Origin of the sequence: Mycobacterium kansasii ATCC 12478 (genome assembly GCF_000157895.3) — a bacterium.
Classification (GTDB): domain Bacteria; phylum Actinomycetota; class Actinomycetes; order Mycobacteriales; family Mycobacteriaceae; genus Mycobacterium; species Mycobacterium kansasii.
Map to the genome: position 1 here is coordinate 3,294,078 of NC_022663.1, position 26,606 is coordinate 3,320,683.

Genomic DNA, 26,606 nt, shown 5'->3' on the forward strand with positions numbered 1-26,606 from the left:
ACCCGACATGGCGATCGCTGAAGACCTGTGTGGTGACTGTCAGCGGCGCCTAAAGCACCTGGGCCAGGAACCGCTGCAGTCGATCCGTCTGTGCAGCCTCGAAGATCTGCTCCGGGGGACCGGCTTCCACGACCTTGCCGTGATCCATGAAGACGACCGCATCCGATGTCGAGCGGGCGAAGCCCATTTCGTGGGTGACGACCACCATCGTCATCCCGTCGGCGCCGAGGTCGGCGATTAGTGCCAGGATGTCCTTGACCATTTCGGGATCCAGCGCAGAGGTCGCCTCGTCGAAGAACATCACCTGTGGTGCCATAGCCAGCGCGCGTGCAATCGCAACGCGTTGCTGTTGGCCGCCTGACAGCATGCCGGGGCGGGCATCGGCCTTGTGTTTCAGGCCAACTCGCTCCAAGTGACCCAGCGCCATATCCCGGGCCGCGTCGCCGGACAACCCACGCAACCTGCGCGGTGCCAGAGCCACGTTGGCGAGCACGCTGCGGTGCGGGAAGAGGTTGAAGTGCTGGAACACCATGCCGATCCGCTGGCGCAGTTCGTTGGGGTTGTCCCGCAACACCGATCGGCCGTCGAGAAGGATGTCGCCGCTGTCCGGCTCGTGCAACCGGTTGAGGGTGCGAAGCAACGTCGACTTGCCCGAGCCCGATGGGCCGATCACCGCCGCGGTGGTGCCTGCGGGAACGTCGAGATCGACGCCGCGCAGCACGGCGTTACCACCCAGCGCCTGGTGAATATCCCTGGCCGCCAACGAAACCGGGGCCCGGCGGGCGTCGCCCGTCACGTCATCTCCTGACCGATGGTCGAGCTGACCACCTCGGAGGGATCCTGCGGGTCGATCCTCGCGCGGCCGCGCCGAAGCTTGGCGTCGATGTAGTTCACCAGGTGCGTCAACGGGATGGTGAGCAGCAGGTAGAAAATGCCCGCTGCCACCAACGGCGACAGATTACCGGTCTGCGCGTTGAGGTCACGGCCGATCTGGAAGAGTTCGCGCTGTTTGGCCACCAGGCCCAGAAAGTACACCAGGGCAGAGGCTTTCAGCAGCGCGATGAATTGGTTGACCAATGCCGGCAGCACTCGCCGTATCCCCTGCGGCACCACCACCAGTCGCATCGCCGCGGAATAGCTGAAACCCAGGGCACGGGCGGCCTCCAGCTGGCCGGGGTCCACGCTTTGGATTCCCGATCGCAGGATCTCGCCGACGTAGGCGCCGGCCATCAACCCCAATGCGGCAATACCCAACGGGTAGGGGTTGTTGTTGGTCAGCCCGCCCACGATCGGGCCGACGCCCAGCCCGATGATCAGGATGATCACCACCTCGGGCAGGCCGCGGAAGATATCGGTGTACACCCGCGCCGGCCACCGCAGCCAGCGCTTGTGCGAGATCCCGGCGACCGCCAGTGCCATCCCGATTGCCAGCCCTATTGCGCTGGCGCTGACAGTCAGGATCAGCGTGTTGGGCAGCCCGGTGTGGAACAGCGCCGGGATGGCCTGGCGGTACATGTCCCAGTCGAAAAAGGAATCCCGAAGCTGCGCAAGGGTCGACTTTGGTGCGGCCGGCTGGACCGGCTTGCGGTGCTGGCTGGCCGCGATCGCCGCGAAATCCGGCAGCGTCGGGGCGGCGACGGCTTTCGAGCCGGGTTTCCACCCGGGCGGCAACGTGCGGGGAACCCAGTCGCTGTAGAGCTTCGCCCAGGTTCCGTCGGCGATCACCGCGTCCAGCCCCGAGTTCAGGGCGTCGACGAGAGCGGGGTTGTCCCTGGCGACCGCATAGGCCACGAAGTCCTCGGTACTGAAGGTGTTTGCGACGGTAACCGCCGGATCGCCCGGCCGCATGGCCGCCGCTGCTTGATTCGCCGGGGCCACCCACGCGTCGATCTGGTGGGTTTTCAGGCTGGCGTACACGGTGGCGAAGTCGGGATACTTCACCGGTTGCAGGTGCAAGGTGTCGACGACGTAGGACTCCTCGACCGTGCCCTGGACCACGCCGATGCGCTGACCGGCGGCGAGGTCGGTAAAACTGGTGATCGCCGAACCGGGAGGCACCACCAGCGAGTAGTAGCCGAAGTCGTAGCCGTTGGTGAAAGCGACCGTGCGCCGGCGCGCATCGGTGGCCTTCACCGATGCCGAGCCGACGTCGAAACGTCGCGATGCCACCTGGGCAAGTAGCCCGGAGAAGTCGGTGCCGACGAAGCGCGCATGCAGGCCAAGCTTGGCGGCAATGGCGCGCAACAGCTCGTTGTCGAAGCCGGTGAACCGTCCGGTCGAGTTGATGCAGACGTTCGGCGGGGCATCCGAGAGCGTGCCCACCGTCAGCACCCCGGGGGTGCCCAGCCCCAACGCGTTGACATCGATCGAGCTCAACGGCACGACGGTGGCGGTGGTGTCGGTGTCGTCGTCGGCGCCCGCCACGCCAGCCCTGGACAGGTTGGCGGGCAGAACCGTGGCACTGTCCACACCGGCGGGGGCGCACTGATGCCGGTCTGCCGCGGCGGGCGCGGCGGTTGCCAGGCTAGCGAGGATCAGTATTGTCGCGGCCGCGGCCGACAGTCTGTGCCCGCTTCTGGTGCGGGCACCCACGCGTGGACTCATCACCGCCACCGTATCGGGCCGACCGGATGGCGCGTGCGGCTCAGAGCATGATCGACGACGGCTCGCGAGTGCCGGCCAGAGCGCCGACTGCCGATGGCTCCGGAGCCATGGCCAGGCGTACCGGAATCTGGTCCGGCCCGATCCCGCCGTGCGGCGTGAAGACCCGGCGCCGGAATAGTTCGGCCAACATCGTGTGCGCCATCAGCTGGGATCGCCCGATACAGGCGGCCCGCGCGGCTTCCGGATCACGCCGATGTATTGCGGAGTGCTCGTCTTCGTAGAACGACAGCATGTCGTCGCGGCCGTTCTGGTAGGTCAGCCAAAAGGCACGAGGAATCAGGTTTTGCGAGGCACGGATGCTGGCGCGCAGCCGCGGCCCCGCGTACTCGTCGTTGACCGTTCGCCGGTATTCGTGCGCGACCTCGGAAAAAGTCCGCGGTTCCTTCGACATACGCAACGAGCGCATCAGCGCGTCGAGCTGGCCCAAAATCCGCGGTGTGGGGTTGGCTGCGGCGCGGGCCGAGGCGATGCCGTTGAGCAGGCCGTCGAGCTCGTGATGTTCAAGGACGGTGGCTTCGTCGAACCGCTCGACGAACGCCCCGCGGTGATAGCGAGTCGACACGACGCCGTCGTGTTCGAGTTGCACCAGTGCCTCTTGTATCGGGACGCGGCTGACCCCCAAACCCTGCGCGATTTCGTTGCGGTCGACACGGTCGCCGCTGCGCAGTTTGCCAGTCAGAATCAGGTCGAGGATGTGCGAAACGACCTGGTCTTTTTCCTTGATCCCATATTTCTTAGGCATCGGTTCCGTCGGTTTCCGTCGAGTCTCTTCCAGCCGCTCCGGCTATCGGCGCTGGCAAGTTTCTCATGACTGGCAGCGCGCTATCGGGCGTTTGGCGGATGAAATCGACGCAAACGCAAACTAATGACCGTCTCGCCATCTGCAGAGCTGCTCGGCGGCGGTCAGGTCGTAATCGGGGCCGTCGCAGCCGACCGTCAGCAGCGTGACCCCAAGCCGGACGAGGGCTTCGGCGTCAGCGATCCCGCCCGTTACGGCGGCCGAGCGTTCGATGGCGGCCGGATCCCGGCCGACGTCGGCGCAGTGCCGATTGAGCACTGCGGCCTTCGCTTCGAATTCGTCGGCGGCGGTGAAGCTGTGCCACATGTCGGCGTGTTCGGCCACCAATCGCAGCGTCTTGCGTTCGCCGCCGCCTCCGATCAACACCGGGATATCACGGGTGGGTGGTGGATTCAGTTTTGCGAGTCGGGCCTTGATTCGCGGGAGTGCGGCGGCCAGGTCGTCGAGGCGACTGCCGGCGGTGCCGAATTCGTAGCCGTATTCGTCGTAGTCCTTTTGTTTCCAGCCTGAACCGATGCCCAGCACAAGTCGGCCGTCCGAAATGTGGTCGACCGTACGGGCCATGTCGGCCAGCAGCTCCGGATTGCGGTAGGAGTTGCAGGTCACCAGGGCGCCGATCTGGATGCGTGACGTCTGCTCGGCCCACGCCCCGAGCATGGTCCAGCACTCGAAGTGCGCACCGTCGGGAGCGCCATACAGTGGGAAGAAGTGGTCCCAGTTGAAGGCTATGTCGACACCGATGTCCTCACAGCGGCGGACGGCGTCGCGGATATCGCCGTAGTGCGGGGCGTGTTGCGGCTGGAGCTGCACGCCGATGCGGATGGGTAGATCGGGATGCACGGCTGAGGTCATACGACCACGGTAGGCCCGGCGCCCCGGGCGGAACGGTCAGCGTCTGCCCAACACTCCGCGCAGGATGTCGACGAGCGCGCGCGGTTGGTCGCTTTGCACCGAGTGGCCCGAATCCGCTACGACGTGCGCGCCACGGAAATGTGTTGCCCGCCGGGCGAGTTCGGCAACGTCTTCGTCGCTGACGAAGCCTGAGTTGCCGCCGCGCACCAGAGTTATGGGCGCCGACAAGGCGTCGACGTCGTCCCACAAACTCGCGAAGTCCGGGAAGCTGCGGATGGCGTCGTAGCGCCAGGTCCAGTTGCCGTTGTCGAGGCGGCGGGAGTTGTGGAACACGCCGCGGCGCAACGCCTTCACCTCGCGATGCGGCGCCGCGGCGGTGGTCACATCCAGCATCGCCTGGAAGCTGGGGAATTCTCGCTCACCGTGCATCAGCGCCACCGTGCCGCGCTGGTCGGCGGTCATTTCGGCGTGCCGCTGCAGCGCCGACGGGGTGACGTCGATGACGACGAGCTCGTCGACGAGCTCCGGGGCGACCGCGCCCAGCCGGATCGCGGTGAGCCCGCCCAGCGACATCCCGACGACGAATTCGGCCGCCGGTGCCAGCCCCCGCAGCACCGGGGCCAGGGCGTCGGCATTGTGCTGCGGCGAATAGTCGCCGTCCTCGCGCCAACCGGAATGACCGTGCCCCGGCAGATCTACCGCCAGCGCCGGCTCGCCGAGGCCGACGATCACGGTGTCCCAGGTATGCGCATTCTGGCCGCCGCCATGGAGGAACACCACTCGCGGCGCCGAGCCGCCCCAGCGCAGCGCGCTGATTCTGCCGCCAGCGGTGTCGGCTTCCACCCGCTCTACTGCCGGCAGCGGTCCGGTAGCACCGGCCTGCTCGGCGTTTTCGGCCAGCAGATCGAACTCGGAGAGTCCGGTCAGTTCGTCGTCGGAAATCTCGGTCACGGCTCTGACTCTACGAGTCATGCCCAACCGTCACGCGAGCCTCACGGGGGACCGTTTTTCATCGGGGGAGTGGCGGCCACCATCGCGCTGGTCGACGAGCCTTCCGGCTGCCTCACCGGCGAGTCGGGAGCCTGACACCCGATCAGTTACGCAAACAGGCCGGTGAGATTGAAGAAGCCCGATTTGAAGGTGCCGTTGTTGAACAAGCCCGAGTTGCCGCCACTGAGGGCAGGGCCGAAGATAATGCCGGGGACGCCGGTGTTGCCAAAGCCGGAGCTATTGCCGTTGGTGATAGCACCGGTAGCGGTGTTGAAAACGCCCGAGATGTTGTGGTTCGTCGTGCCACCGGCGGCCGTGTTGAAGAAGCCCGACATCCCGACACCGATGTTGCTGAAGCCCGAGTTAGTCAGGCCGGTGTCGGTGGTAGCCCCTAAGCCCGTGTTCACGTTGCCCGAATTCCAGAAGCCGGTGTTTGTGTTTCCCGAATTTCCGATGCCCGTGTTTGTGTCACCGGAATTCCAGAAGCCCGTGTTGAATGAGCCGCCGTTTCCGAAGCCGGTGTCCTGCACCCCCGAGTTCCCGAAGCCGGTGTCGACGATGCCCGCATTCCCGACGCCGGTGTTTCCGGTGCCGGAGTTTCCGAAGCCGAAGTTGAAAAAACCGGAGTTGCCGAAGCCGATGTTGGTGAATGCGTTCGCCGAATATGGATTCGTGCCCGAATTGAAGATGCCAACATTGTGGTGGCCCGAGTTGAAGAAGCCGATGTTGTTGGTGCCCGAGTTCCCGATTCCGAAGTTACCGACGCCTGAGTTCAGCCCTGCGAAAGTGAACTGACCAGTCGCCGAGTTGTAGTACGCATTCCCGAAACCGATCAGATTGCTGCCGCTAAGTCCGAAGCCGAGGTTTCCGTTGCCGGTGTTCCCGCCTCCGACGTTGAGGTTGCCGCTGTTTCCGACACCGAAGTTTCCGTTGCCGGTGTTACCTATGCCAAAGTTAGCGCCCGGGTTGGAACTGGTGCTCGGGTCGCCGGTGTTTCCGAAGCCGATGTTGTCGTTGCCGATGTTTCCGCTGCCGAAGTTTGCGTTGCCGCTGTTCCCGCTGCCGATGTTGAAGCTGCCTTTGTTCCCACTGCCCAGGTTCTGGTTGCCGGTGTTTCCATTACCGGCGTTGACGCTGCCGTTGTTGCCGTTGCCCAGGTTGGCACTGCCGATGTTGCCGATGCCCAAGTTGGGCAGGGCCGCCAGCAGGTCCTGCAGACTCTGCGCGGGCAACAACCGCGCGGCCGCCGCCGACGCCCCGGAGTAGTAGCCCGACATCGCCGACACATCCTGGGCCCACATCGCCTCGTAGTCGGCCTCCAATTGGGCGATCGCCGGGGCGTTGAGGCCGAACCAATTCGACAGCACCATTTGCACCAGCGAATTGCGGTTGAGCGCCACCATGACCGGCTGCACCGTGGCCGCTTGTGCGGCCTCAAAGGCGCTCACCACCGCCCGGGCCTGCCCGGCCGCGCCAGCGGCCTGCACCGCCGCCGCATTCAACCACCCCGAGTACGGGGCGGCCGCCGCCGCCATCGCCTGAGACGCCGGGCCCTGCCACGCCTGGCCGGCCAGGCCCGACGTCACCGACGAAAAGGAGGACGCCGCGGTTCCCAGGTCCGAAGCCAACCCTTCCCAGGCCGCAGCCGCATCCAACAACGGGCCCGAGCCCGCACCCGAGAACATCAGAGCCGAATTAAGCTCCGGCGGCAATACCAAAAAGCTCATGAGCGTTGGCCTCTCACCCCATTTATCGTCGACAGGTCGACGAAAACGCAGTCAAAACTTGCGCTCAAGATGGCACACGATCCGTCCCGGGGAATAGGGACCTTCGTCACCGGGGGAGGGTTTGGGACCTAGCCGTCGGCAACCCACGTTCACGTGTGGGAAAGCCAGCGGCGGAGAGACGCTCTAGTCGGGCCCGATGATGAACTCTTCGAGTTGTGCGCGCGCAATGTCGTCCGGCAACTGCTGCGGCGGGCTCTTCATCAGGTAGGCCGATGCCGGGATCACCGGTCCGCCGACACCGCGGTCCTTGGCGATCTTCGCTGCGCGCACCGCATCGATGATGACGCCCGCCGAGTTCGGCGAATCCCACACCTCGAGCTTGTACTCCAGGTTCAGCGGCACGTCACCGAAGGCACGGCCCTCCAGTCGCACATAAGCCCACTTGCGGTCGTCGAGCCAGCCGACGTGGTCGGACGGGCCGATGTGCACATCCTTGGTCTTGAACTCGCGCTGCAGGTTGGAGGTGACCGCCTGCGTCTTGGAGATCTTCTTCGATTCCAGCCGTTCCCGTTCCAACATATTGAGGAAGTCCATGTTGCCGCCCACGTTGAGCTGCATGGTGCGGTCCAGTTGCACACCACGGTCTTCGAACAACTTGGCGAGCACCCGGTGCGTGATCGTGGCGCCGACCTGGCTCTTGATGTCGTCACCGACGATCGGCACCCCGGCATCGGCGAACTTCTTCGCCCACACCGGGTCGGAGGCGATGAACACCGGCAGCGCATTGACGAACGCCACCCCGGCGTCGATGGCGCACTGGGCGTAGAACTTGTCGGCTTCTTCCGAACCCACCGGGAGGTAGGAGACCAGCACGTCGACCTTGGCGTCCTTGAGCACCTGGACCACGTCGACGGGCTCGGCGTCGGACAGCTCAATGGTGTCGGCGTAGTACTTGCCGATGCCATCCAATGTCGGGCCGCGCTGCACCACCACGTCGGTCGGCGGCACGTCGGCGATCTTGATGGTGTTGTTCTCCGAGGCGAAGATCGCCTCCGACAGGTCGAAGCCGACCTTCTTCGCATCCACATCGAATGCGGCCACGAACTTCACGTCGCGGACGTGGTACTGACCGAACCGCACATGCATCAGCCCGGGCACCGTCGAGTTTTCGTCGGCGTTGTGGTAGTACTGGACGCCCTGGACCAGCGAGGACGCGCAGTTGCCGACGCCGACGATGGCGACCCGTACCTCAGGCTGCGCCTCCGGCGCCCTTACCGGCTTGTACTCACTCATTCGGGCGTTCTCCTAACCTCATAGCTTCGGGCAGTGTCTTGTGTCGTTGTGTTGCAGGGGTTTTGGTGCAGATTCACGTCTGTTCAGCATGATTGGGCGCTGCCCGTTCTGCGGCGATGAGTTCGTTAAGCCACTTGACTTCACGCTCGCTGGATTCGAGCCCGAGCTGGTGCAGTTGCCGGGTGTAGCGGTCCAGGGAGTTGCTGGCCCGTGCCACCGCTTCACGCAGGCCTTCCCGGCGTTCTTCGACCTGCCGGCGACGGCCTTCGAGGATGCGCATCCGGGCCTCGGCCGGAGTGCGGTTGAAGAACGCGAGGTGCACCCCGAAGCCGTCATCGGTGTAGTTGTGCGGGCCGGTGTCGGCGACGAGTTCGGCAAAGCGCCGCCGGCCCTCGTCGGTCAGCTGGTATACCCGGCGTGCGCGCCGCACCGGCGTGCCAGCAGGCGCGGCATTCTCCGCGATCAGGCCTTCGGCCTGCATCCGGCGCAGCGCCGGATACAGCGAGCCGTACGAGAATGCCCGGAATGCGCCGAGCAAGCCGGTCAGCCGTTTACGCAACTCGTAGCCGTGCATGGGCGACTCGATCAGGAGGCCCAGGATGGCAAGCTCCAGCATCGACTCACCCCCTTTGTATGCCTTGTATGGCTGCTTTATGGCTGGTTGCGTGAACTACTTAGCAGTTCGACGCCTCGCGTCATCGTATCGTTTCGATATATTTGCCACAACACCACGCGGCGTTGGTGAGTTGTTCGTCACGTGTGGGCGACCTGCCGACGTCGACTGCCGGCTTCGCTACGACGGGTAACTCACCTGTTTGACGGTGCCGTCACCGGCGAAGACGATATAGCCGCCGCCGTAGTCGCTGGAAACATACACCGACAGCGACAGTGCCCCGGGCGTGGTGGGGTCTTCGGCCGGGTCGATGACCAGGTACATGTTGGTGACGTCGGACGGCTTCATGCCCAACGTCTCCGCGGCGCCCCGCATGATCCCCACCGTCGCCTTTACGTCGAACTTGCCCAGGTCGACCAGGGACCCGTCGGTGCCGCTCTTGGCGGAGCTGGTCGGATCGCCCCAGCCGCCGCGGTAGGTGTAACTCAGCACCCTGCGGTCGTCGGCGGGGTCCTTGCGATCGAGCACCGCGTACGTCGGGTAGATCACCAAGCGATACCCCATGGTGTCGCCGAACCTTTTGCGCGTCTGCTCCAGCAGACCGGTGAGCCCGCCGAGGGAGTGCAGCTGCTTCGGCGGGGTCAGCACCACGGCCGCGACGCCGTCGGGCTTGGCTCCCGGATCCGTCGTGAAATCCAGCGGTGAGCTGGTGTTGCCGTACAGACCCCAGCCGATGCCGACACCCAACAGCACCGACACCCCGAACGCGGCCACCAGCAGCCCCAATCCGTTGCGCCGCGCCCGGGACTTGAGTGCGGGAACCTCCGCGGGTGCACGCTCGGACTGCAGATCGGCGATCAGGTCCTGCAGGTCGCCCAGCGTCACGGCCTTGGTGGCGGTGCTCACCCGATCGCGGTGCTCTTCCATCGAGAGCTGGCCGTCGTTGAGCGCGGCGTCAAGAATCTGGCAGGCGTCTTGCCGGTCGCTGTCCTTGGCGCGGGTCGTCGTCGATCCTCCACGAGCAAGCGGTGCGCCCAGCCATTTCGCCACGGGGATGATCGTAGAAGTCGGGCTTGAGGCGACGCGATAGAGCATCGGATGCCGGAAGGCGGCGCGGGTCGGGCTGCCGCCACGCCTGCCCGGGATGTGCGCAGGCCGTGCCGGGCTGCATCGTCACGACGTGAAAGCGACGTACTCTGGTCAGCGTGCAACTGCAGCGACAGGTGGTGGACTATGCGCTTCGCCGGCGTTCACTGCTGGCCGAGGTGTACTCGGGGCGCACCGGCGTCTCCGAGGTCTGTGACGCAAATCCCTATCTGCTGCGCGCCGCAAAGTTTCACGGGAAACCGAGCCGAGTGGTCTGCCCGATCTGCCGTAAGGAGCAGCTGACAATCGTGTCCTGGGTGTTCGGCGAGCACCTGGGCGCGATCTCGGGCTCGGCGCGGACCGCCGAGGAGCTGGTCATGCTCGCCACCCGGTTCACGGAGTTTGCGGTGCACGTCGTGGAGGTGTGCCGGACCTGCAGTTGGAATCACCTGGTCAAGTCGTATGTCCTGGGCGCGGCACGTCCAGCGCGGCCGGCGCGACCTCCAAGGGCCCCGAGAGGGGCAGCTCGAACGCGGACGGCGCGCAACGGCGCCCGCACGGCCAGTGAATAGCGAAGGGCGCCACCACCAGTCGTCGAGTGACGCTTCAGGCGGGCCGGCGACTGAGGGTGTGGACCAAGCTCGCGGGAACCCCGGGGGCCCAGAGGAGGCGCGTTCGTCGGCGGGCCCGCGCCGCCAGGTTCCGCCCGACGATCGAATGACCACGATCATCCCGCCGGTGACCGATGACCGATCTTCTCGGCACGCGGACCCGATCGAGGAAGTCAGGGCTGCCCTGGACAATCCGCCGACGACACCCCTGCATCGCGACCCGCTGGAACAGGTCAAGGCTGCGCTGAACACTCCTGAGCCGCGCCCTCGACACGAGCGGCTGAGCGGCGCAGCAGGTCCACCGGGGCCTGCCGGCCCGGGCGGCCCGAGGGGCGCTCGGGCGGCGAGGCCGTGGCCCGACTGGATCCAGCAGATCAACTGGAAGTGGGTGCGGCGGTCGGTCGGTTTGGCCGCAGCGGTAATGATCTTGCTGCCGATCGTCACCTTCACCATGGCCTACTTCATTGTCGACGTGCCGAGGCCTGGGGACATCCGCACGAACCAGGTCTCCACGATTCTGGCCAGCGACGGTTCCGAAATTGCCAAAATCGTTCCACCTGAAGGCAATCGCGTCGACGTCAACCTCAGCCAGGTCCCGCTGCACGTACGGCAGGCGGTCATCGCCGCTGAGGACCGCGGCTTTTACTCCAACCCCGGCTTCTCGTTCAGCGGTTTTGCCCGGGCTGTGAAAAACAACCTGTTCGGCGGCGACCTGCAGGGCGGTTCCACGATCACCCAGCAGTACGTCAAGAACGCGCTGGTCGGTTCCGCGCAGCACGGGTGGAGCGGCCTGATGCGCAAGTCCAAGGAGTTGGTCATCGCGACCAAGATGTCCGGGGAGTGGTCCAAAGACGACGTGCTGCAGGCGTATTTGAACATCATCTACTTCGGACGGGGTGCTTACGGGATCTCGGCGGCTTCGAAGGCTTATTTCGACAAGCCGGTCGAGCAGCTCACCGTGTCCGAGGGTGCGTTGCTGGCGGCGCTTATCAGGCGACCGTCCACGCTGGACCCGGCGGTCGACCCGGAAGGTGCAGTCGCGCGGTGGAACTGGGTGCTCGACGGCATGGTCGAGACCAAGGCCCTGTCCGCCCAGGACCGGGCTGAACAGCAGTTCCCCAAGACCGTCCCGCCGGAGCAGGCCCGCGCGGAAAACCAGACCACCGGCCCCAACGGCCTGATCGAGCGACAGGTGACCAAGGAATTACTGGAGCTGTTCAACATCGATGAGCAGACCCTGAACACCCAGGGGTTGCAGGTCACCACCACGATCGATCCGCAAGCCCAGCAGGCGGCCGAAAAGGCGGTGGCCAAGTACCTCGACGGGCAGGATCCCGATATGCGGGCGGCGGTGGTGTCCATCGACCCGCACAACGGAGGCGTGCGCGCGTATTACGGCGGCGACAACGCCAACGGCTACGACTTCGCCCAGGCCGGATTGCAGACCGGGTCGTCGTTCAAGGTGTTCGCGTTGGTGGCGGCCCTCGAGCAGGGGATCGGGCTGGGCTATCAGGTCGACAGTTCACCGCTAACGGTCGACGGCATCAAGATCACCAATGTCGACGGCGAGGGTTGCGGGACGTGCAACATCGCCGAGGCGCTCAAGATGTCGCTGAACACCTCCTATTACCGGCTGATGCTCAAACTGAAGGGCGGCCCCCAGGCCGTCGCCGACGCCGCCCACCAAGCGGGTGTGGCCGACAGTTTCCCGGGCGTACCCCACACCCTGTCCGAGGATGGCAAGGGCGGGCCGCCGAACAATGGGATCGTGTTGGGCCAGTACCAAACCCGGGTGATCGATATGGCAACGGCGTACGCCACGCTGGCCGCGTCGGGCATCTATCACCGGCCGCACTTCGTCCAAAAGGTAGTCAACGCCGAAGGCCAGGTCCTTTTCGACGCCGCCACCCAGGACGACTCCGGTGAGCAGCGCATCCCCAAAGCCGTGGCCGACAACGTCACCGCGGCCATGATGCCGATCGCGGGCTATTCACGCGGCCACAATCTGGCCGGCGGCCGGCCTTCGGCCGCCAAGACCGGCACGGTGCAATTGGGTGATACCACCGCCAACAAGGACGCCTGGATGGTCGGCTACACCCCGTCGCTGTCCACCGCGGTGTGGGTCGGGACGGTCAAGGGCGACGAGCCGCTGGTGACAGCCTCGGGCGCAGCGGTTTACGGCTCGGGTCTGCCATCGGATATCTGGAAGGCGACCATGGACGGCGCCCTGAAGGGCACTCAGAACGAGACCTTCCCCAAGCCCACCGAGATAGGCGGCTACGCCGGTGTGCCGGCACCGCCGCCGCCTCCGCCGTCAGCGGCGCCGCCTTCGGAGACCGTCATTCAACCCACCGTCGAAGTGGCGCCGGGGATCACCATTCCCGTCGGTCCGCCCACCACCGTGACCCTCGCGCCCGGGCCGCCGTCCGCACCACCGCCGGCTGACAATCCCATACCGCCACCGTGACGGATATCCGGACCCGTCTAGCAACCGGCTCACTCACCTCCCCCGCGCCGTTGGCCAGCGACCTACGTAGTGCAGACACCCGCGATTGTCCCAGCCGCACCGACGTTTTGGGCGCTGCTCTGGCCGACGTCGTCGGCGGACCGGTGGGCCGGCACGCCTTGATCGGTCGTACCCGGTTCATGACTCCGTTGCGGGTGATGTTCGTGATCGCGCTGGTGTTTCTGGCGCTCGGCTGGTCGACGAAGGCCGCGTGCCTGCAGACCACCGGCACCGGGCCGGGCGACAAGAGGGTGGCCAACTGGGACAATCAGCGCGCCTACTACGAATTGTGCTACTCCGACACCGTTCCGCTCTACGGCGCAGAGCTGTTGAGCCAGGGCAAGTTTCCCTACAAATCCAGCTGGGTCGAAACGGACAGTACCGGCGCACCGCAGATCCAATACAACGGGCGGTTGGCGGTGCGCTACATGGAATATCCGGTGTTGACCGGGTTATACCAATACATGTCGATGGCTATTGCCAAGACCTACACCGCTTTGAGCAACGTCACCCCGCTACCGGTGATCGCCGAAGTGGTGATGTTCTTCAACGCCGCGGCGTTCGGGCTGGCAATCGCCTGGTTGGCTACCGTGTGGGCAACCTCGGGCCTGGCCGGCCGCCGGATCTGGGATGCGGCACTGGTGGCGGCATCACCGCTGCTGATCTTCCAGATATTCACCAACTTCGACGCACTGGCAACGGCTTTCGCGATGGGTGGACTGCTGGCCTGGGCGCGGCGCAGACCGTGGCTGGCCGGGCTGCTGATCGGCTTAGGCGCTGCGGCCAAGTTGTATCCGCTGTTGTTCCTGGGTCCGCTGGTCGTGCTGGGAATTCGGACCGGGCGCCTGGGTGCCGTGGGCCGCACGGCGCTCGCCGCCGCGGTGACCTGGCTGGCGGTCAATCTGCCCATCATGGTGCTCTATCCGCGGGGCTGGTCGGAGTTCTTTCGGCTCAACACCCGGCGCGGCGACGACATGGATTCGCTGTACAACGTCGTGAAGTCCTACACCGGCTGGCGCGGCTTCGATCCCGTACGTGGCTTCTGGGAGCCGCCGATGGTCCTGAATACGGTCGTGACGGTGCTGTTTGCATTGTGTTGTGCCGCAATCGCTTACATCGCATTCACTGCTCCGCAGCGGCCGCGGGTGGCGCAGCTGATATTTCTGGTGGTGGCGGCCTTTCTATTGACCAACAAGGTGTGGAGCCCGCAGTTTTCGCTGTGGTTGGTACCGCTGGCCGTGCTTGCCCTGCCGCACCGCCGGATTCTGCTGGCGTGGATGACAATCGACGCACTGGTATGGGTTCCGCGGATGTACTACCTCTACGGTAATCCGAACCGATCACTGCCCCAGCAGTGGTTCACCACCACGGTGTTGTTGCGCGACATTGCTGTTATCGTGCTGTGTGCGTTGATAATTCGACAGATATATCGACCCCGGGAGGATTTGGTGCGCTGGAATGGGCGAGTCGACGATCCCGCGGGCGGTGGTTACGACCGTGCCCCAGACGCCGCACCCGGCTGGCTGCCGAACTGGCTGCGCCCAGGCGCATCGCGGCCGGGGCTGACGGCGCCTGCCGCTATTGCCGTGCGGGAGCCCTGATGCAGGTCGCCATCCCGCTGTTCCCGAGGTTCACCGCGTTGGACGCCGTCGGTCCCTATGAAGTTCTGCAACGTATTCCGTCGATCGACGTGGTTTTCGTCGGGCACCGACGCGGCGAGCTGCGCACCGAAAACGGCATGCTCGGCCTGGTCTGCGATGCCACCTTCGAGGAAGTCGGCACACCCGATGTCGTGGTGTTTCCCGGTGGCATCGGAACCCGGGTGCTGCTGGACGACGAAATCATTTGCGGCTGGCTGCAATCGGTCCACCCCCACACCAGATTCACCACCTCGGTGTGCACCGGAGCATTGTTGCTCGCCGCCGCGGGGCTGCTAGACGGCCTGACCGCCACGACGCATTGGCGCGCCGCAGAGCTGCTCAACGAGCTGGGCGCGCGGTATGTGCCCGACCGCGTCGTCGAACACCTGCCGCAGCGCATCATCACCGCCGCCGGGGTCTCCAGCGGCATCGACATGGCTTTGCGGTTGGTCGAGCTGCTGGTTGATCGGGAAGCCGCCCAGGCCGCCCAGCTGCTCATCGAATACGACCCGCGGCCGCCGTTCGCCTCGGGATCACTGGCCAATGCCGACGAGGCGACGAGGATCCGGGCCGCCGAATTCCTGCGCAGTCGGAAGTGACCGGCTTTCTGGCCGCGAGATTGCCGTGAGGGCTGTGGTCCGGCTCGAGACCCGACCGCCGGTGCACGCTGGGCGCGGACCGCGGCTGCGTTCAGTGATTTTTCTGGTCGGCGCGCTATCCGGTAGCCTGGGGCGGTTGCCGACGCAGGCGACCCTCCTGCCACGGACCGACCGTGGCCGCTAAAGACCAGAGGAGGTGATGAGGTCCCTATGCGTCCATACGAAATCATGATCATCCTCGATCCCACCCTCGACGAACGCACCGTCGCCCCGTCCCTGGAGACGTTCCTGAACGTCGTCCGGAAAGACGGCGGAAAAGTCGAAAAGGTCGACATCTGGGGCCGGCGGCGGTTGGCCTACGAGATCGCCAAGCACTCCGAGGGCATCTACGTCGTCGTCGACCTGAAAGCTGCCCCGGCGACGGTATCCGAACTGGACCGCCAGCTGAGCCTCAACGAGTCGGTACTGCGCACCAAGGTGATGCGCGCCGACAAGCACTAGCCCGGCGACGATGCGGCCGCGAAGCGGGGGCGGAGGAGCTGGGCAATCGAGCACCAGCCCGGCGACGATGCGGCCGCGAAGCGGGGGCGGAGGAGCTGGGCAATCGAGCACCAGCCCGGCGACGATGCGGCCGCGAAGCGGGGGCGGAGGAGCTGGGCAATCGAGCACCAGCCGTCGCTGTCAGCCCCGTTGCATAGGCTCGAGTCAAAGACGCTCATGACTACCCGCCAGGCGAGGATCGGGCGGAACAAGGAGAACTATTGTGGCTGGTGACACCACCATCACCGTCGTCGGGAACCTGACCGCTGATCCCGAGCTACGGTTCACGCCGTCGGGTGCTGCCGTCGCGAATTTCACCGTCGCGTCGACGCCCCGGATCTACGATCGGCAGACCGGTGAATGGAAGGACGGCGAGGCGCTTTTCCTGCGCTGCAACATCTGGCGGGAGGCCGCGGAAAACGTGGCGGAAAGCCTGACCAGGGGTGCGCGCGTCATCGTGACCGGCCGGCTCAAGCAGCGTTCGTTCGAAACCCGTGAAGGCGAGAAGCGCACCGTCGTCGAGGTCGAGGTCGACGAGATCGGGCCGTCGCTTCGGTACGCCACCGCCAAAGTCAACAAGGCCAGCCGAAGCGGCGGTGGCGGCGGCTTTGGCGGCGGTGGCGGTTCCCGACCGGCGACCCCGCCGGCCAGCGGGACACCCGGTCCCGGTGACGACCCGTGGGGCAGCGCCCCTGCCTCGGGCTCATTCGGCGGTGACGACGAGCCGCCGTTCTGATCGACATCACGTCCCATCACTGAGCTACGGAAAGAAAGAAACCCATGGCCAAGTCCAGCAAGCGACGCCCGGCTCCGGAAAAGCCGGTCAAGGCGCGCAAATGCGTCTTCTGCGCGAAGAAGGATCAGAAGATCGACTACAAGGACACCGCGCTGCTGCGGACCTATATCAGCGAGCGCGGCAAGATCCGGGCGCGCCGGGTCACCGGCAACTGTGTTCAGCACCAACGAGACATCGCAACCGCGGTGAAGAATGCCCGTGAAGTCGCGCTGCTGCCCTTTACCTCGTCGGCGCGCTAGCCGACCGTAAGCGCTGCAAGCCCAACGAAAGTACGCAAACGATGAAGCTGATTCTGACGGCGGACGTTGACCACCTTGGTTCCGTCGGCGACACGGTCGAGGTCAAGGACGGCTACGGCCGCAATTTCCTGCTGCCCCGCGGACTGGCGATCATGGCCTCACGCGGGGCCCAACGGCAGGCCGACGACATCCGCCGCGCCCGCGAATCCAAAGCGGTGCGCGACCGCGAGCATGCCAACGAAATCAAGGCGGCCATCGAAGCGCTTGGCCCGGTTGCACTGCCGGTGAAAACGGCGGGCGACTCCGGCAAGCTGTTCGGTTCGGTGACCGCGAGCGACGTCGTCTCGGCCATCAAGAAGGCGGGCGGCCCGAACCTCGACAAGCGGATCCTCCGGCTACCCAAGGCCCACATCAAGGCGGTGGGCACGCATCCGGTAGTGGTGCACCTGCACCCGGAAGTCGACGTCGAGATCTCGCTCGACGTCGTCGCGGGCTCTTAGCGACCGTCGGCCGCTAGGTTTCCGCGCTCGCCGGAGTCCCGTGCCGGCGAGCGCATCTTTCACACGGGTCTCTTACCGACCCGGTGCACACCACAAACCGGTGGAGACTGATGTGGCCGATAGGAAAGTCGCGGTTGCGTCCTACAACTCGGGGCACTAGTCCAGCGCCGTCCAAGCCCGCCAGAGCTGTCCACCAGGCCGAGCCCATCGATGCCCCGACCGGGTCGTCGGCTGCTCATTACTGGCGGCCGGCCCGCCCAGCGCGATGCCGGAAGGCTTGCCGCTGGCGAACTTTTCCGATGGTGACTTGGAGCCCTCGCCGTCACCAAGGCTTAACTCGCCGAAAATCTCGGCGAAAACCAACACGCCCGAGGCGGTAACCTGGCCCGACACGCCGAGGAGATTGTTGTCCACACAATACGTGTGCCGTTGTATGGCGTTTATCTGCAGTGATGTTGCAACAACCCGCATTGATCCACAGGTTTTGCACACCCCGTTCAACACAGGGGTCAACGGATATGCACACACCATGCACAGCTTCATAAACAACGGCCCCTTGGAGGACCGGCCAGCAACGTTTAGCGTCGTCCCGGCGCAGGCGATGCGGGTGCCTTCGGGCGGCCAATTGAGCTGGGGCGGTGACGATGTGGGTGGCGTAGCACCCCGTCGGGTAACCGGCCAACCGAGCTGGGAGTGGGGATTGTTGTCGGAGCCTTGATTTACGCTCTGATTGTCGGCGGTCGAATGTGTGTTCGGATGCTCATGTCGGAGGAGGTGAGGGCCCATGGCGGTCGTCGACGATCTCGCCCACCCCGGCATGGATGCCCCGCCTCCCACTGAGGACTTCGGCCGCCAACCCCCGCAGGACCTTGCCGCGGAACAGTCCGTACTGGGCGGGATGCTGTTGAGCAAGGACGCCATCGCCGATGTGCTGGAACGGCTACGGCCCGGTGATTTCTATCGTCCTGCACACCAGAACGTCTACGACGCCATTCTCGACCTGTATGGGCGCGGCGAGCCGGCCGACGCTGTAACGGTCGCTGCCGAACTGGACCGTCGCGGGCTACTGCGCCGCATCGGCGGCGCACCGTATCTGCATACCCTGATCTCGACCGTGCCGACCGCCGCCAATGCGGGCTATTACGCCAGTATCGTCGCGGAGAAGGCGGTGTTGCGCCGGTTGGTCGAGGCGGGCACCCGGGTGGTGCAGTACGGCTATGCCGGTGCCGAGGGCGCCGATGTGGCCGAGGTGGTCGACCGCGCCCAGGCGGAAATCTACGATGTCGCCAATCGGCGGTTGTCGGAAGACTTTGTGCCGCTTGAGGATCTGCTGCAGCCGACGATGGACGAGATCGACGCCATCGCCTCCAATGGAGGTGTCTCGCGCGGTGTGCTGACGGGCTTTAGCGAACTGGATGAGGTGACCAACGGCCTGCACCCGGGGCAGATGATCATCGTCGCGGCGCGTCCGGGAGTGGGCAAGGCGCTGGCGCTGGAGACGCCGCTGCCCACACCGGCCGGTTGGACCACGATGGGCGACGTCGCCGTCGGCGATGAGTTGCTCGACGCCAACGGCTTGCCGACGCGGGTGGTCGGCGCGACGGGCGTCATGTTGGGACGCCCGTGCTATCAGATCGAGTTCTCCGACGGCACAACGATTGTCGCCGATGCCGAACATCAGTGGCCGACCGGCCATGGGATCCGAACGTCAGCTCAATTGCGTTGTGGGCTGGACACGATCACGCCGGCCGGCTCCATGGTGCCGTGCGCCGAACACCGGCCCACCGCCACGCTGGCACCGGTATTGCGGGTCGTCTCGGTGCGCCGGGTGCCCAGTGTCGCGGTGCGCTGCGTCGAGGTGGACAACGCCGCGCATCTTTATCTGGCCGGCCGCGGGATGGTGCCGACCCACAACTCCACCCTCGGGTTGGACTTCCTGCGGTCGTGCTCGATCAAACACCGCCAGGCCAGCATCATCTTCTCGCTGGAGATGAGCAAGTCCGAGATCGTGATGCGGCTGTTGTCGGCGGAGGCCAAAATCAAGCTCTCCGACATGCGTTCGGGCCGCATGACCGATGACGACTGGACGCGCTTGGCCCGGCGGATGAGCGAAATCAGCGAGGCGCCACTGTATATCGACGACTCGCCGAACATGACGATGATGGAGATCCGCGCCAAGGCGCGCCGGCTGCGGCAGAAGGCCAACCTGCGTCTGGTGGTGGTCGACTACATGCAGCTGATGACCTCGGGCAAGAAGCACGAGTCGCGCCAGGTCGAGGTGTCGGAATTCTCGCGGCAACTCAAGCTGCTCGCCAAAGAACTCGAGGTTCCGGTCGTCGCGATCAGCCAGCTCAACCGCGGCCCCGAGCAGCGCACCGACAAGAAGCCGATGTTGTCTGATCTGCGTGAGTCGGGAAGCCTCGAACAAGATGCCGACGTCGTCATTTTGCTGCACCGGCCGGACGCATTCGACCGTGACGATCCACGCGGGGGAGAGGCGGATTTCATTCTCGCCAAGCACCGTAACGGTCCGACCAAGACGGTGACTGTTGCGCACCAGCTGCACCTGTCGCGGTTCGCCAACATGGCTCGGTGAGTAGTTTGGGTGTGTAGGTTCTCAAGAACCCTGGCGGAATCTCACGAGTGATGGCGAGTGATGGCGGATGCGCCAACTTCGTGAGACACACAGGTTGCTCAATCCCAAGGGTGTGTCGACGGCCATGTGACGGGCAGGTCACCGAAGCAGTCTGATCCGATTGCCGGGCCGAGGTGATCGCCATGGGCCGCAGCAGAGACAAGGCGTCGACAACTCGTCGTCAGACCGATCGGCATCCGCTACGCAGTTTGCGAACCTACATGCTGGACAAGGGATTTCATTCTCTCGGGGTGACCCCACACAATTTTCGCGCACTCGTTCTTGGGCAACCGGCGTTCATGGCACAGTTGCGGCCGACGGACATGGGTTTGGCGCGGCTGCGCGCGGATGATCGGCTATGGCGCCGCGGGACAGCTTTGGGCGACGTCGGCCCCGTTCAGAAGCGCTGTTTGGCGACGTAGTCATCGTCTGGATTGACCGCGACCCCATTGGCGCCGTCGTCCACGGAGACGACGCCGAGCCATACACTTGCCGCGTGAACATCAGCAAGGTCATTATCGGTGCAGCGATAGCCCCTGTCCGCGCCGGCGTCGCAGTGGCCGACGCCGGACTCGCCGTTGCGGCCATGGCGCTCGGGGCTGTAAAGCAATCCTTGGGCGAGGAAGGCCCGAAGACCGTAGATCCGATTACCGACCTATTTCCGTTGCGCGGCGCAATCATAGGCGCCAATCGAGTTGCCGAACTAACCGAAAACGACCGGGCGATGGGGCGCGCTCTGGTCCGCGGCGGGCCGGCGGACAAGCTGATGCGTCCGGGTGGGGTTGTGGACCTGTTGACCGCGCCCGGCGGTTTACTCGATCGGGTATCCGTTGAAGGTACCGCGCTGGAGCGGATCCTGGCGCCCGGTGGGCTCGCAGATCGGCTGCTCGCTGAGGACGGGCCGGTCGAGCGGATGTTCGCCGAGGACGGCATTGTCGAGCGGATGTTCGCCGAGGACGGCGTCATCGACAAGCTGCTGGCTAAGAACGGACCGCTCGAACAATTCACCGAAGCCGCTGAAATCCTGAGTCGGCTGGCGCCCGCCGTGGAGACGTTGACGCCCACCGCTGACACCCTCGAGTCTGCTGTCGATCGGCTCAACAGGATGATCAACTCGCTGAGTGCCATCACCGAACGCATTCCGCGGCGGCGGTCGACGCGGCCGCCTGCGCGTTCGAAGCGCAACATGGACCAGGATCCCGTCGATCAGTGAGCCGACCGGATCACTGACTCACCACCGCTGGAGTTGGCGGCCGACCCGCCACCGCTCAGGCGCGGCGGCGGCATTGCGGACCTGGCCGCGGGCAGCCTGGGCCACACGCCCTCTGCGTGGCCCTGGAGGGATTCCTGAGCTTCATGGAAGACGGCCACGCTCGACTGGTTGGATCACCGGGCATCAGCCGGAAGCATTTGCCCCCACGCGCACCTATCGCGGATCTGTCGGGGCCGCGGCATGTCGATGGGCCAATTCACTTGGCGCATCAAGCATTCCCATTCGGCGCATTACGGGATGGTGTCACCGTGACGAATCGAGGGGACCACCGAGCCGAGCTCGGAATGGACGGCCAGGGGCTGCGCGGACCTGGTGGCTCGCCGTTGTCAGATGCTTCCGAGGCGATCATGGGCGGCGGAGAATCGCTCGCTTCCGCGTTGATACCAATAGCCGGTATGTACTTTCGCCCGCCGCGCGCGCGGATCCAGAACAGATCTGGCATTACACCTATGAGACCTGGGATGGCGATCAGGCCGAGAAGTACGTTCGTGAGATCCAGCGGGAATCGAGCGAGTCGTTGACAATCCAATGATCGGAAGGGCCTGCGACGAAATCCGCCTCGACTACCGGAAGCGCCCTGTCGGATCGCGCACGCTGTACTACCGGATTGCCAAGCGTCGACGTGATCGATGCGGCGCGCATACTCCACCAACGAATGGATGTCGACCGGCACCTCGACCGACCTGTGCACCGAGGTGCCGAAGCCAAGCAGAGCAGCAGACGGGGTAGAGTCCCGATACTGATTTCAACCATGCGGGACACGCAATGACTGCCACCATCGACCCGGCCGAGTTCTTCGACGACGCGGCCATCCAGGACCCTTACCCGCTGTATGCCCGGCTGCGGAGTGAGGGCGGCGTTCATCGCGTCGGAGATTCGGAGTTCTACTTGGCCAGCAGCTGGGCGGCGATCACCGATGTGGTCAACCGGCCCGAGGTCTTCTCGTCGAATCTGACCGCGACCATGACATTCACCCCCGCGGGTGGGGTCGTCCCATTCCCGATGGACGGCGTGGGCGGCCGGACGCACATCCTGGTCACCGCCGACGACCCCGTGCACGCTGCGCATCGCAAGCTGATGATCGGCCAGTTCACCGCCAAACGCGTGCAGGCATTGCAGCCGCTGATCACGCGGGTATTCGAAACACTCTGGGGCACAGCAGCTTACGACGGCACCATCGAGTGGATGGACGCCGTCGCCAACCGGTTGCCGATGAGCGTTGTCGCCGACCTGATCGGTGTCCCCGAGGCCGACGCCGACCAGCTGGCGCGATGGGGTTATGCCAGCACCCAGCTGCTCGACGGGCTGATGTCGGCCGACGAGCTGGCCGCGTCGATGGCCGCGATTGGCGAGTTGAGCGCCTACATCACGACGCGGCTGCGGGTGGCCGCGACCAGCCCGCGTGACGACCTGATGGGTGTGCTGGCGAAGGCGTACGCGGCCGGCGAGCTCGACGCCTTCACCGCACAGCTGATCCTGGTCTCGCTGTTCAGCGCTGGCGGGGAGTCGACCGCATCACTGCTGGGCACCGCGGTGTCCATTCTGGCCACCGATGCGGCGCTGCAGCGGCGGCTCCGCGACCAGCCGGATCTGCTCGGTGTCTTCATCGAGGAGACCCTGCGGCTGGAGCCGCCGTTCCGCGCGCACTACCGCCATGTCCTGGGCGACACCGAACTCGCGGGTGCCGCGCTGCCGAGGAACTCCCGGGTGCTGCTGCTGTGGGGCGCGGCGAACCGCGATCCCGCTCATTTCGACGCCCCGGACGAATTCCGGCTGGACCGTCCGATCAGCAAGGGGCACATGAGCTTCGGCAAAGGCATCCACTTCTGCCTGGGCGCGCCGCTGGCCCGGCTCGAGACCGCGACCGTGCTACGGATGCTGCTGGACCGCACCGAGTGGTTCGAGGCCGCCGACGTCGGCCCATGGCTACCCAGCGTGCTCGCACGCCGGCGGGAGTTCCTGCGGTTGACCGTCAGCTGACGTCGGCGGGGCCCGTCCCGCCGCCATCGAGCGTCAGGAAACGGTAACCATGACTTTCCCGCACTCGCGGCTCCCGGTGAGCAGCTCAAATGCCGCCTCTGCCCGGTCGAGCGGGAACCCCCCCTCCGCCGGCGCCGTGCCGGTTGCCGGCGACGGCCAGGCTTCTCGAGATGCTCGACGGAAACGCGGCGGTTGGTGAGACAAGCTCGGATGACCCGTCACGAGATAGATTCGGCGTCCGCACCTGTCGTCGAGGATTGGCGTTTCTGACGTCGCGGCACTATTTTACTGGCGTGATGTCAATAGCTGCAGGTGCTGTCGCTCGGTGGATCGCCCCTTTTGTGGCGGTTGCGACCGTTGCCGGCCTGGTTTCTGCCGGCGCCGTGCATGTCGGTGCTGCCCCTGAGGTGCGTCTGGTCGACGCGGGAAACCCGCTGGCTGGACAGCCTTTCTACGTGGACCCGGCGTCGGCGGCCATGGCCGCCGCGCGCAACGCCAATCCGCCGAGTCCGCAGCTGACCGCCGTCGCCAATACCCCGCAGGCGTACTGGCTTGACCAGGCATTTCCAGCCGGTTCGGTAGGCGCGAGGGTCGCCGGGTACACCGGCGCGGCACAGGCTGCCGGCAGCATGCCGATTTTCGCGCTCTACGGAATTCCGCATCGCGACTGCGGTAGTTACGCGTCTGGCGGGTTCGCGTCGGGGGCGGACTACCGCCAGTGGATCGACAGCATCTCGTCCGGCCTGGGCGGCTCGCCGGCGGCGATCATCGTCGAACCCGATGCACTCGACATGGCCGACTGCCTGTCGGCTGACCAGCGCCAGGAACGCTTCGATCTGATCCGCTACGCGGTTGACACCCTGACCCGCGATCCGGCCGCGGCCGTCTACGTCGACGGCGGACACTCGCGGTGGTTGAGTGCCGAGGAAATCGCCGCCAGGCTCAACCAGGCCGGTGTTGGCCATGCGCGAGGGTTCAGTCTCAACGTCTCGAACTTCTTCAGTACCGACGAGGAAATCGGTTACGGCGAGGCGATTTCGGGGATGACGAACGGTGCGCACTACGTAATCGACACCTCGCGCAACGGCGCCGGACCGGCGCCCGACTCCGCACTGAGCTGGTGCAACCCCGGCGGGCGTGCCCTGGGCACCCCGCCCACCACGGCTACTGCGGGCGCGCACGCCGACGCCTATCTTTGGGTCAAACGTCCCGGCGAATCCGACGGATCATGCAACGGGGGCCCTTCGGCGGGTCACTTCGTGAGTCAATACGCCATTGATCTCGCCCAAAACGCCGGCCAATAAGACCACCCGGGGTTAGCCCCAGCGGCCACTGCACACGCGGCTGGTCAGGCGCGACGGTACGGCCAAGGCAGATCCGCGATGGCCTCAGGTGAGAATCGACCGGCAGTTCACCGCTTGACATGGGTGCGGTCGTGGACCGGGAAACGCCGAAGAAGGCGCCCGTTCAGCAAGCGGTGGTTGGTCGACGCGCGCAACGAGCGCAACGGGGACCTATCCGTGAGATGGTGTGGACGTTGGATTAGCGTGGCCAGGTGCTGGGTACGGTCGCCGTGGAGAATTACCGCTCGCTGCGCCAGCTGGTCGTTCCGTTACGCCAGCTCAACGTCGTAACCGGGGCCAACGGCACCGGCAAGTCCAACCTGTATCGAGCGTTGCGCCTGCTGGCGGACTCGGCCCGCAACGGCGCGGTGGCTGCGCTGGCCCGCGAAGGCGGGCTGAGCTCAACGATATGGGCCGGGCCGGCGGTGATCGGTAGGTCAGTGCGCCAGGGGCGGCATCGGGTTCAGGGCACGGTGCGAACGGAGTCGGTCAGCCTGAAGCTGGGCTTTGCCGGTGACGAATTCGGCTATGCCCTGGACCTCGGACTGCCCATTGCCACGCGCACCGAGTTCGGGCTCGATCCGGAGGTCAAGGTCGAGGCGCTGTGGGTCGGCCCGGTGTGGCGGCCCGCCACGGTGATAGCACAGCGTGGTGGCCCGACCGCACGGGTGCGAGACGGTGACGGTGGCTGGCACGTGATCGCCGACGTGCTGCGGCCGTTCGACTCGATGCTCAGTGAGCTGGCCGACCCGGTGCGTGCGCCGGAATTGATGCGGCTGCGCGAGCGGATGCGCAACTGGCGGTTTTACGACCATCTGCGCACCGACACCGACGCGCCCGCGCGGCAGCCCCGAATCGGCACGCGCACACCGGTATTGGGTCACGACGGCGCGGATCTGGCCGCGGCCTTGCAAACGATTCGAGAGATTGGCGACGATGAGGCGCTCAGTGAAGCCATCGAGGGCGCGTTTCCGGGTAGCAGTGTCGATATCCGCAACGCCGACGGCCGCTTCGAACTCGTGCTGCACCAGCCCGGGATGCTGCGGCCACTGGGCGCCGCCGAGTTGTCCGACGGCACACTGCGATATCTGCTTTGGGCCGCGGCCCTGCTGACACCACGTCCACCCCAGCTGCTGGTGCTCAACGAACCCGAGACCAGCTTGCACCCTGAGTTGTTGCCCGCCTTGGCATCGTTGATCGCCACAGCATCCGAGCACAGCCAAATTGTCGTCGTCACCCACTCCGAGCCGCTTGTCGCGACCCTGCAACAGGCCTCGGACGTGCACACCGTCCGTCTGACCAAAGAACTCGGTGAGACCCGCATTGCCGGCCAGCGCCTGCTCGACCAACCGCCATGGCATTGGCCGCCGCGCTAGCTTCGAGCGCTGGCCTGCACGTGAATGTTTCTGGCGCCCTTGGCATTGCGCAGGCCGGAGCAGTTCACGCAGCCGACGCAGCCGACACAGTCGGTACAACGCACACATCCGACACAGGCCACGCACCGGGCGCAGGCGATGCATGCCAGGCATGCCACGCATTCCCGGACCGCTATGCACAACACACTCAGCGCGCTGGCAATCACTGCGACACTGCCCGCGATGGCCGCCGACCCGGCGACCGCGACACTACCCGCGGTGGCGACCGAACCCGCTACCGCGACACTGCCCGCGGTTGCCGCCGACCCGGCGACGGCGGCGCTACCGGCGGTCGCGATGGAGCCCGCGACCGCCACGCTGTCGCTACTGGCCAGCGAACCGATGATGGTGTCGGTGTCGTTGACCGCCGAGTCCCAGGGAATTGCCATGCGCCCATCTTCGCAGTTACCCAGGCGGAATTGAGAGCGGAATTGAGGTACGCAGCGATACCGATCACTGCTCAGCGGCCGCGGTCACGGCGCCATCTTGACCTTCGCAAGCGTGG

General features: G+C 65.6%; 24 protein-coding genes and 1 pseudogene. 14 read left to right on the top strand and 11 right to left on the bottom strand.

Features of this window, described 5'->3' with window-relative positions; all coding sequences use genetic code 11:
- Positions 1 to 49 precede the first annotated feature (49 nt).
- From MKAN_RS14395 to MKAN_RS14435, 9 genes are all read right to left on the bottom strand, one after another.
- Complete coding sequence (locus MKAN_RS14395) at positions 50 to 796, bottom strand: amino acid ABC transporter ATP-binding protein (RefSeq protein ID WP_023369124.1); 747 nt, start codon at positions 794 to 796, stop codon at positions 50 to 52.
- Positions 793 to 2,604 carry an ABC transporter substrate-binding protein/permease gene (locus tag MKAN_RS14400; protein WP_036394846.1) on the bottom strand — a complete coding sequence of 604 codons (1,812 nt, stop codon included), beginning with the start codon at positions 2,602 to 2,604 and terminating at the stop codon, positions 793 to 795. The genes MKAN_RS14395 and MKAN_RS14400 overlap by 4 nt, the downstream gene beginning before the upstream one ends.
- A 40-nt stretch (positions 2,605 to 2,644) precedes the next feature.
- Positions 2,645 to 3,406 (bottom strand): GntR family transcriptional regulator, encoded by a 762-nt coding sequence (locus tag MKAN_RS14405; protein ID WP_023369128.1) that lies wholly within the window; start codon positions 3,404 to 3,406, stop codon positions 2,645 to 2,647.
- A gap of 120 nt (positions 3,407 to 3,526) precedes the next feature.
- Positions 3,527 to 4,315, bottom strand: coding sequence for an LLM class F420-dependent oxidoreductase (locus MKAN_RS14410; RefSeq protein ID WP_023369130.1), 789 nt, complete (start codon positions 4,313 to 4,315; stop codon positions 3,527 to 3,529).
- 36 nt (positions 4,316 to 4,351) lie between these two features.
- Positions 4,352 to 5,266: an alpha/beta fold hydrolase gene (locus tag MKAN_RS14415; protein WP_023369132.1), complete on the bottom strand. Its 915-nt coding sequence runs from the start codon at positions 5,264 to 5,266 to the stop codon at positions 4,352 to 4,354.
- Between the two features lie 146 nt (positions 5,267 to 5,412).
- Positions 5,413 to 7,032, bottom strand: a complete 1,620-nt coding sequence (locus MKAN_RS14420; protein ID WP_023369134.1) for a PPE family protein — start codon at positions 7,030 to 7,032, stop codon at positions 5,413 to 5,415.
- A 183-nt stretch (positions 7,033 to 7,215) separates the two neighbouring features.
- The gene (locus MKAN_RS14425; RefSeq protein ID WP_023369136.1) at positions 7,216 to 8,325 is read right to left on the bottom strand and encodes an inositol-3-phosphate synthase; all 1,110 of its coding nucleotides are present in this window, start codon (positions 8,323 to 8,325) and stop codon (positions 7,216 to 7,218) included.
- 73 nt (positions 8,326 to 8,398) lie between these two features.
- A complete protein-coding gene (locus tag MKAN_RS14430) occupies positions 8,399 to 8,941 on the bottom strand; it encodes a PadR family transcriptional regulator (protein WP_023369138.1) in 543 nt (180 codons plus the stop codon).
- 177 nt (positions 8,942 to 9,118) lie between these two features.
- Positions 9,119 to 9,988 carry a DUF1707 SHOCT-like domain-containing protein gene (locus MKAN_RS14435; RefSeq protein ID WP_023369140.1) on the bottom strand — a complete coding sequence of 290 codons (870 nt, stop codon included), beginning with the start codon at positions 9,986 to 9,988 and terminating at the stop codon, positions 9,119 to 9,121.
- A gap of 155 nt (positions 9,989 to 10,143) precedes the next feature.
- On the opposite strand from MKAN_RS14435, the gene MKAN_RS14440 reads away from it, so the two are divergent.
- The 8 genes from MKAN_RS14440 (at position 10,144) to rplI (ending at position 17,455) form a co-directional block, all read left to right on the top strand.
- On the top strand, positions 10,144 to 10,596 hold the full coding sequence (locus MKAN_RS14440) for a DUF5318 family protein (protein ID WP_023369142.1): 453 nt from the start codon (positions 10,144 to 10,146) through the stop codon (positions 10,594 to 10,596).
- Positions 10,589 to 13,102: a transglycosylase domain-containing protein gene (locus MKAN_RS14445; protein ID WP_036394850.1), complete on the top strand. Its 2,514-nt coding sequence runs from the start codon at positions 10,589 to 10,591 to the stop codon at positions 13,100 to 13,102. The genes MKAN_RS14440 and MKAN_RS14445 overlap by 8 nt, the downstream gene beginning before the upstream one ends.
- A gap of 5 nt (positions 13,103 to 13,107) precedes the next feature.
- Positions 13,108 to 14,742, top strand: a complete 1,635-nt coding sequence (locus MKAN_RS14450) for a glycosyltransferase family 87 protein (RefSeq protein ID WP_036394968.1) — start codon at positions 13,108 to 13,110, stop codon at positions 14,740 to 14,742.
- On the top strand, positions 14,742 to 15,380 hold the full coding sequence (locus tag MKAN_RS14455) for a DJ-1/PfpI family protein (protein WP_023369148.1): 639 nt from the start codon (positions 14,742 to 14,744) through the stop codon (positions 15,378 to 15,380). Before MKAN_RS14450 ends, MKAN_RS14455 begins: the two co-directional genes overlap by 1 nt.
- Positions 15,381 to 15,590: 210 nt before the next feature.
- Positions 15,591 to 15,881, top strand: coding sequence for a 30S ribosomal protein S6 (rpsF, locus tag MKAN_RS14460; protein WP_023369150.1), 291 nt, complete (start codon positions 15,591 to 15,593; stop codon positions 15,879 to 15,881).
- Between the two features lie 262 nt (positions 15,882 to 16,143).
- Positions 16,144 to 16,656 carry a single-stranded DNA-binding protein gene (locus MKAN_RS14470; RefSeq protein ID WP_023369154.1) on the top strand — a complete coding sequence of 171 codons (513 nt, stop codon included), beginning with the start codon at positions 16,144 to 16,146 and terminating at the stop codon, positions 16,654 to 16,656.
- Positions 16,657 to 16,700: 44 nt separating this feature from the next.
- The gene (gene rpsR, locus MKAN_RS14475; protein ID WP_023369156.1) at positions 16,701 to 16,955 is read left to right on the top strand and encodes a 30S ribosomal protein S18; all 255 of its coding nucleotides are present in this window, start codon (positions 16,701 to 16,703) and stop codon (positions 16,953 to 16,955) included.
- A gap of 41 nt (positions 16,956 to 16,996) precedes the next feature.
- The gene (gene rplI / locus MKAN_RS14480) at positions 16,997 to 17,455 is read left to right on the top strand and encodes a 50S ribosomal protein L9 (RefSeq protein ID WP_023369158.1); all 459 of its coding nucleotides are present in this window, start codon (positions 16,997 to 16,999) and stop codon (positions 17,453 to 17,455) included.
- 156 nt (positions 17,456 to 17,611) lie between these two features.
- On the opposite strand, the gene MKAN_RS33005 is transcribed toward rplI, so the two are convergent.
- On the bottom strand, positions 17,612 to 17,926 hold the full coding sequence (locus MKAN_RS33005; protein WP_133163516.1) for a hypothetical protein: 315 nt from the start codon (positions 17,924 to 17,926) through the stop codon (positions 17,612 to 17,614).
- A 313-nt stretch (positions 17,927 to 18,239) separates the two neighbouring features.
- On the opposite strand from MKAN_RS33005, the gene dnaB reads away from it, so the two are divergent.
- The 6 genes and pseudogenes from dnaB (at position 18,240) to MKAN_RS14510 (ending at position 26,062) form a co-directional block, all read left to right on the top strand.
- Entirely contained in the window at positions 18,240 to 20,051 is a 1,812-nt protein-coding gene (dnaB, locus tag MKAN_RS14490; RefSeq protein ID WP_023369162.1) for a replicative DNA helicase, read from the top strand.
- Positions 20,052 to 20,586: 535 nt separating this feature from the next.
- Positions 20,587 to 21,303: a hypothetical protein gene (locus MKAN_RS14495; RefSeq protein ID WP_036394970.1), complete on the top strand. Its 717-nt coding sequence runs from the start codon at positions 20,587 to 20,589 to the stop codon at positions 21,301 to 21,303.
- Between the two features lie 421 nt (positions 21,304 to 21,724).
- Positions 21,725 to 22,039: pseudogene (locus MKAN_RS32760) on the top strand (type II toxin-antitoxin system RelE/ParE family toxin); the annotation flags it as partial.
- A gap of 89 nt (positions 22,040 to 22,128) precedes the next feature.
- On the top strand, positions 22,129 to 23,343 hold the full coding sequence (locus tag MKAN_RS14500; protein ID WP_023369168.1) for a cytochrome P450: 1,215 nt from the start codon (positions 22,129 to 22,131) through the stop codon (positions 23,341 to 23,343).
- A 296-nt stretch (positions 23,344 to 23,639) separates the two neighbouring features.
- The gene (locus MKAN_RS14505; protein WP_371685993.1) at positions 23,640 to 24,647 is read left to right on the top strand and encodes a glycoside hydrolase family 6 protein; all 1,008 of its coding nucleotides are present in this window, start codon (positions 23,640 to 23,642) and stop codon (positions 24,645 to 24,647) included.
- A gap of 251 nt (positions 24,648 to 24,898) precedes the next feature.
- Positions 24,899 to 26,062 carry an AAA family ATPase gene (locus MKAN_RS14510; protein ID WP_023369172.1) on the top strand — a complete coding sequence of 388 codons (1,164 nt, stop codon included), beginning with the start codon at positions 24,899 to 24,901 and terminating at the stop codon, positions 26,060 to 26,062.
- Here MKAN_RS14510 and MKAN_RS14515 read toward each other — a convergent pair.
- On the bottom strand, positions 26,059 to 26,490 hold the full coding sequence (locus MKAN_RS14515) for a hypothetical protein (RefSeq protein ID WP_023369174.1): 432 nt from the start codon (positions 26,488 to 26,490) through the stop codon (positions 26,059 to 26,061). The two genes, MKAN_RS14510 and MKAN_RS14515, sit on opposite strands and share 4 nt — an antisense overlap.
- Between the last annotated feature and the right edge of the window lie 116 nt (positions 26,491 to 26,606).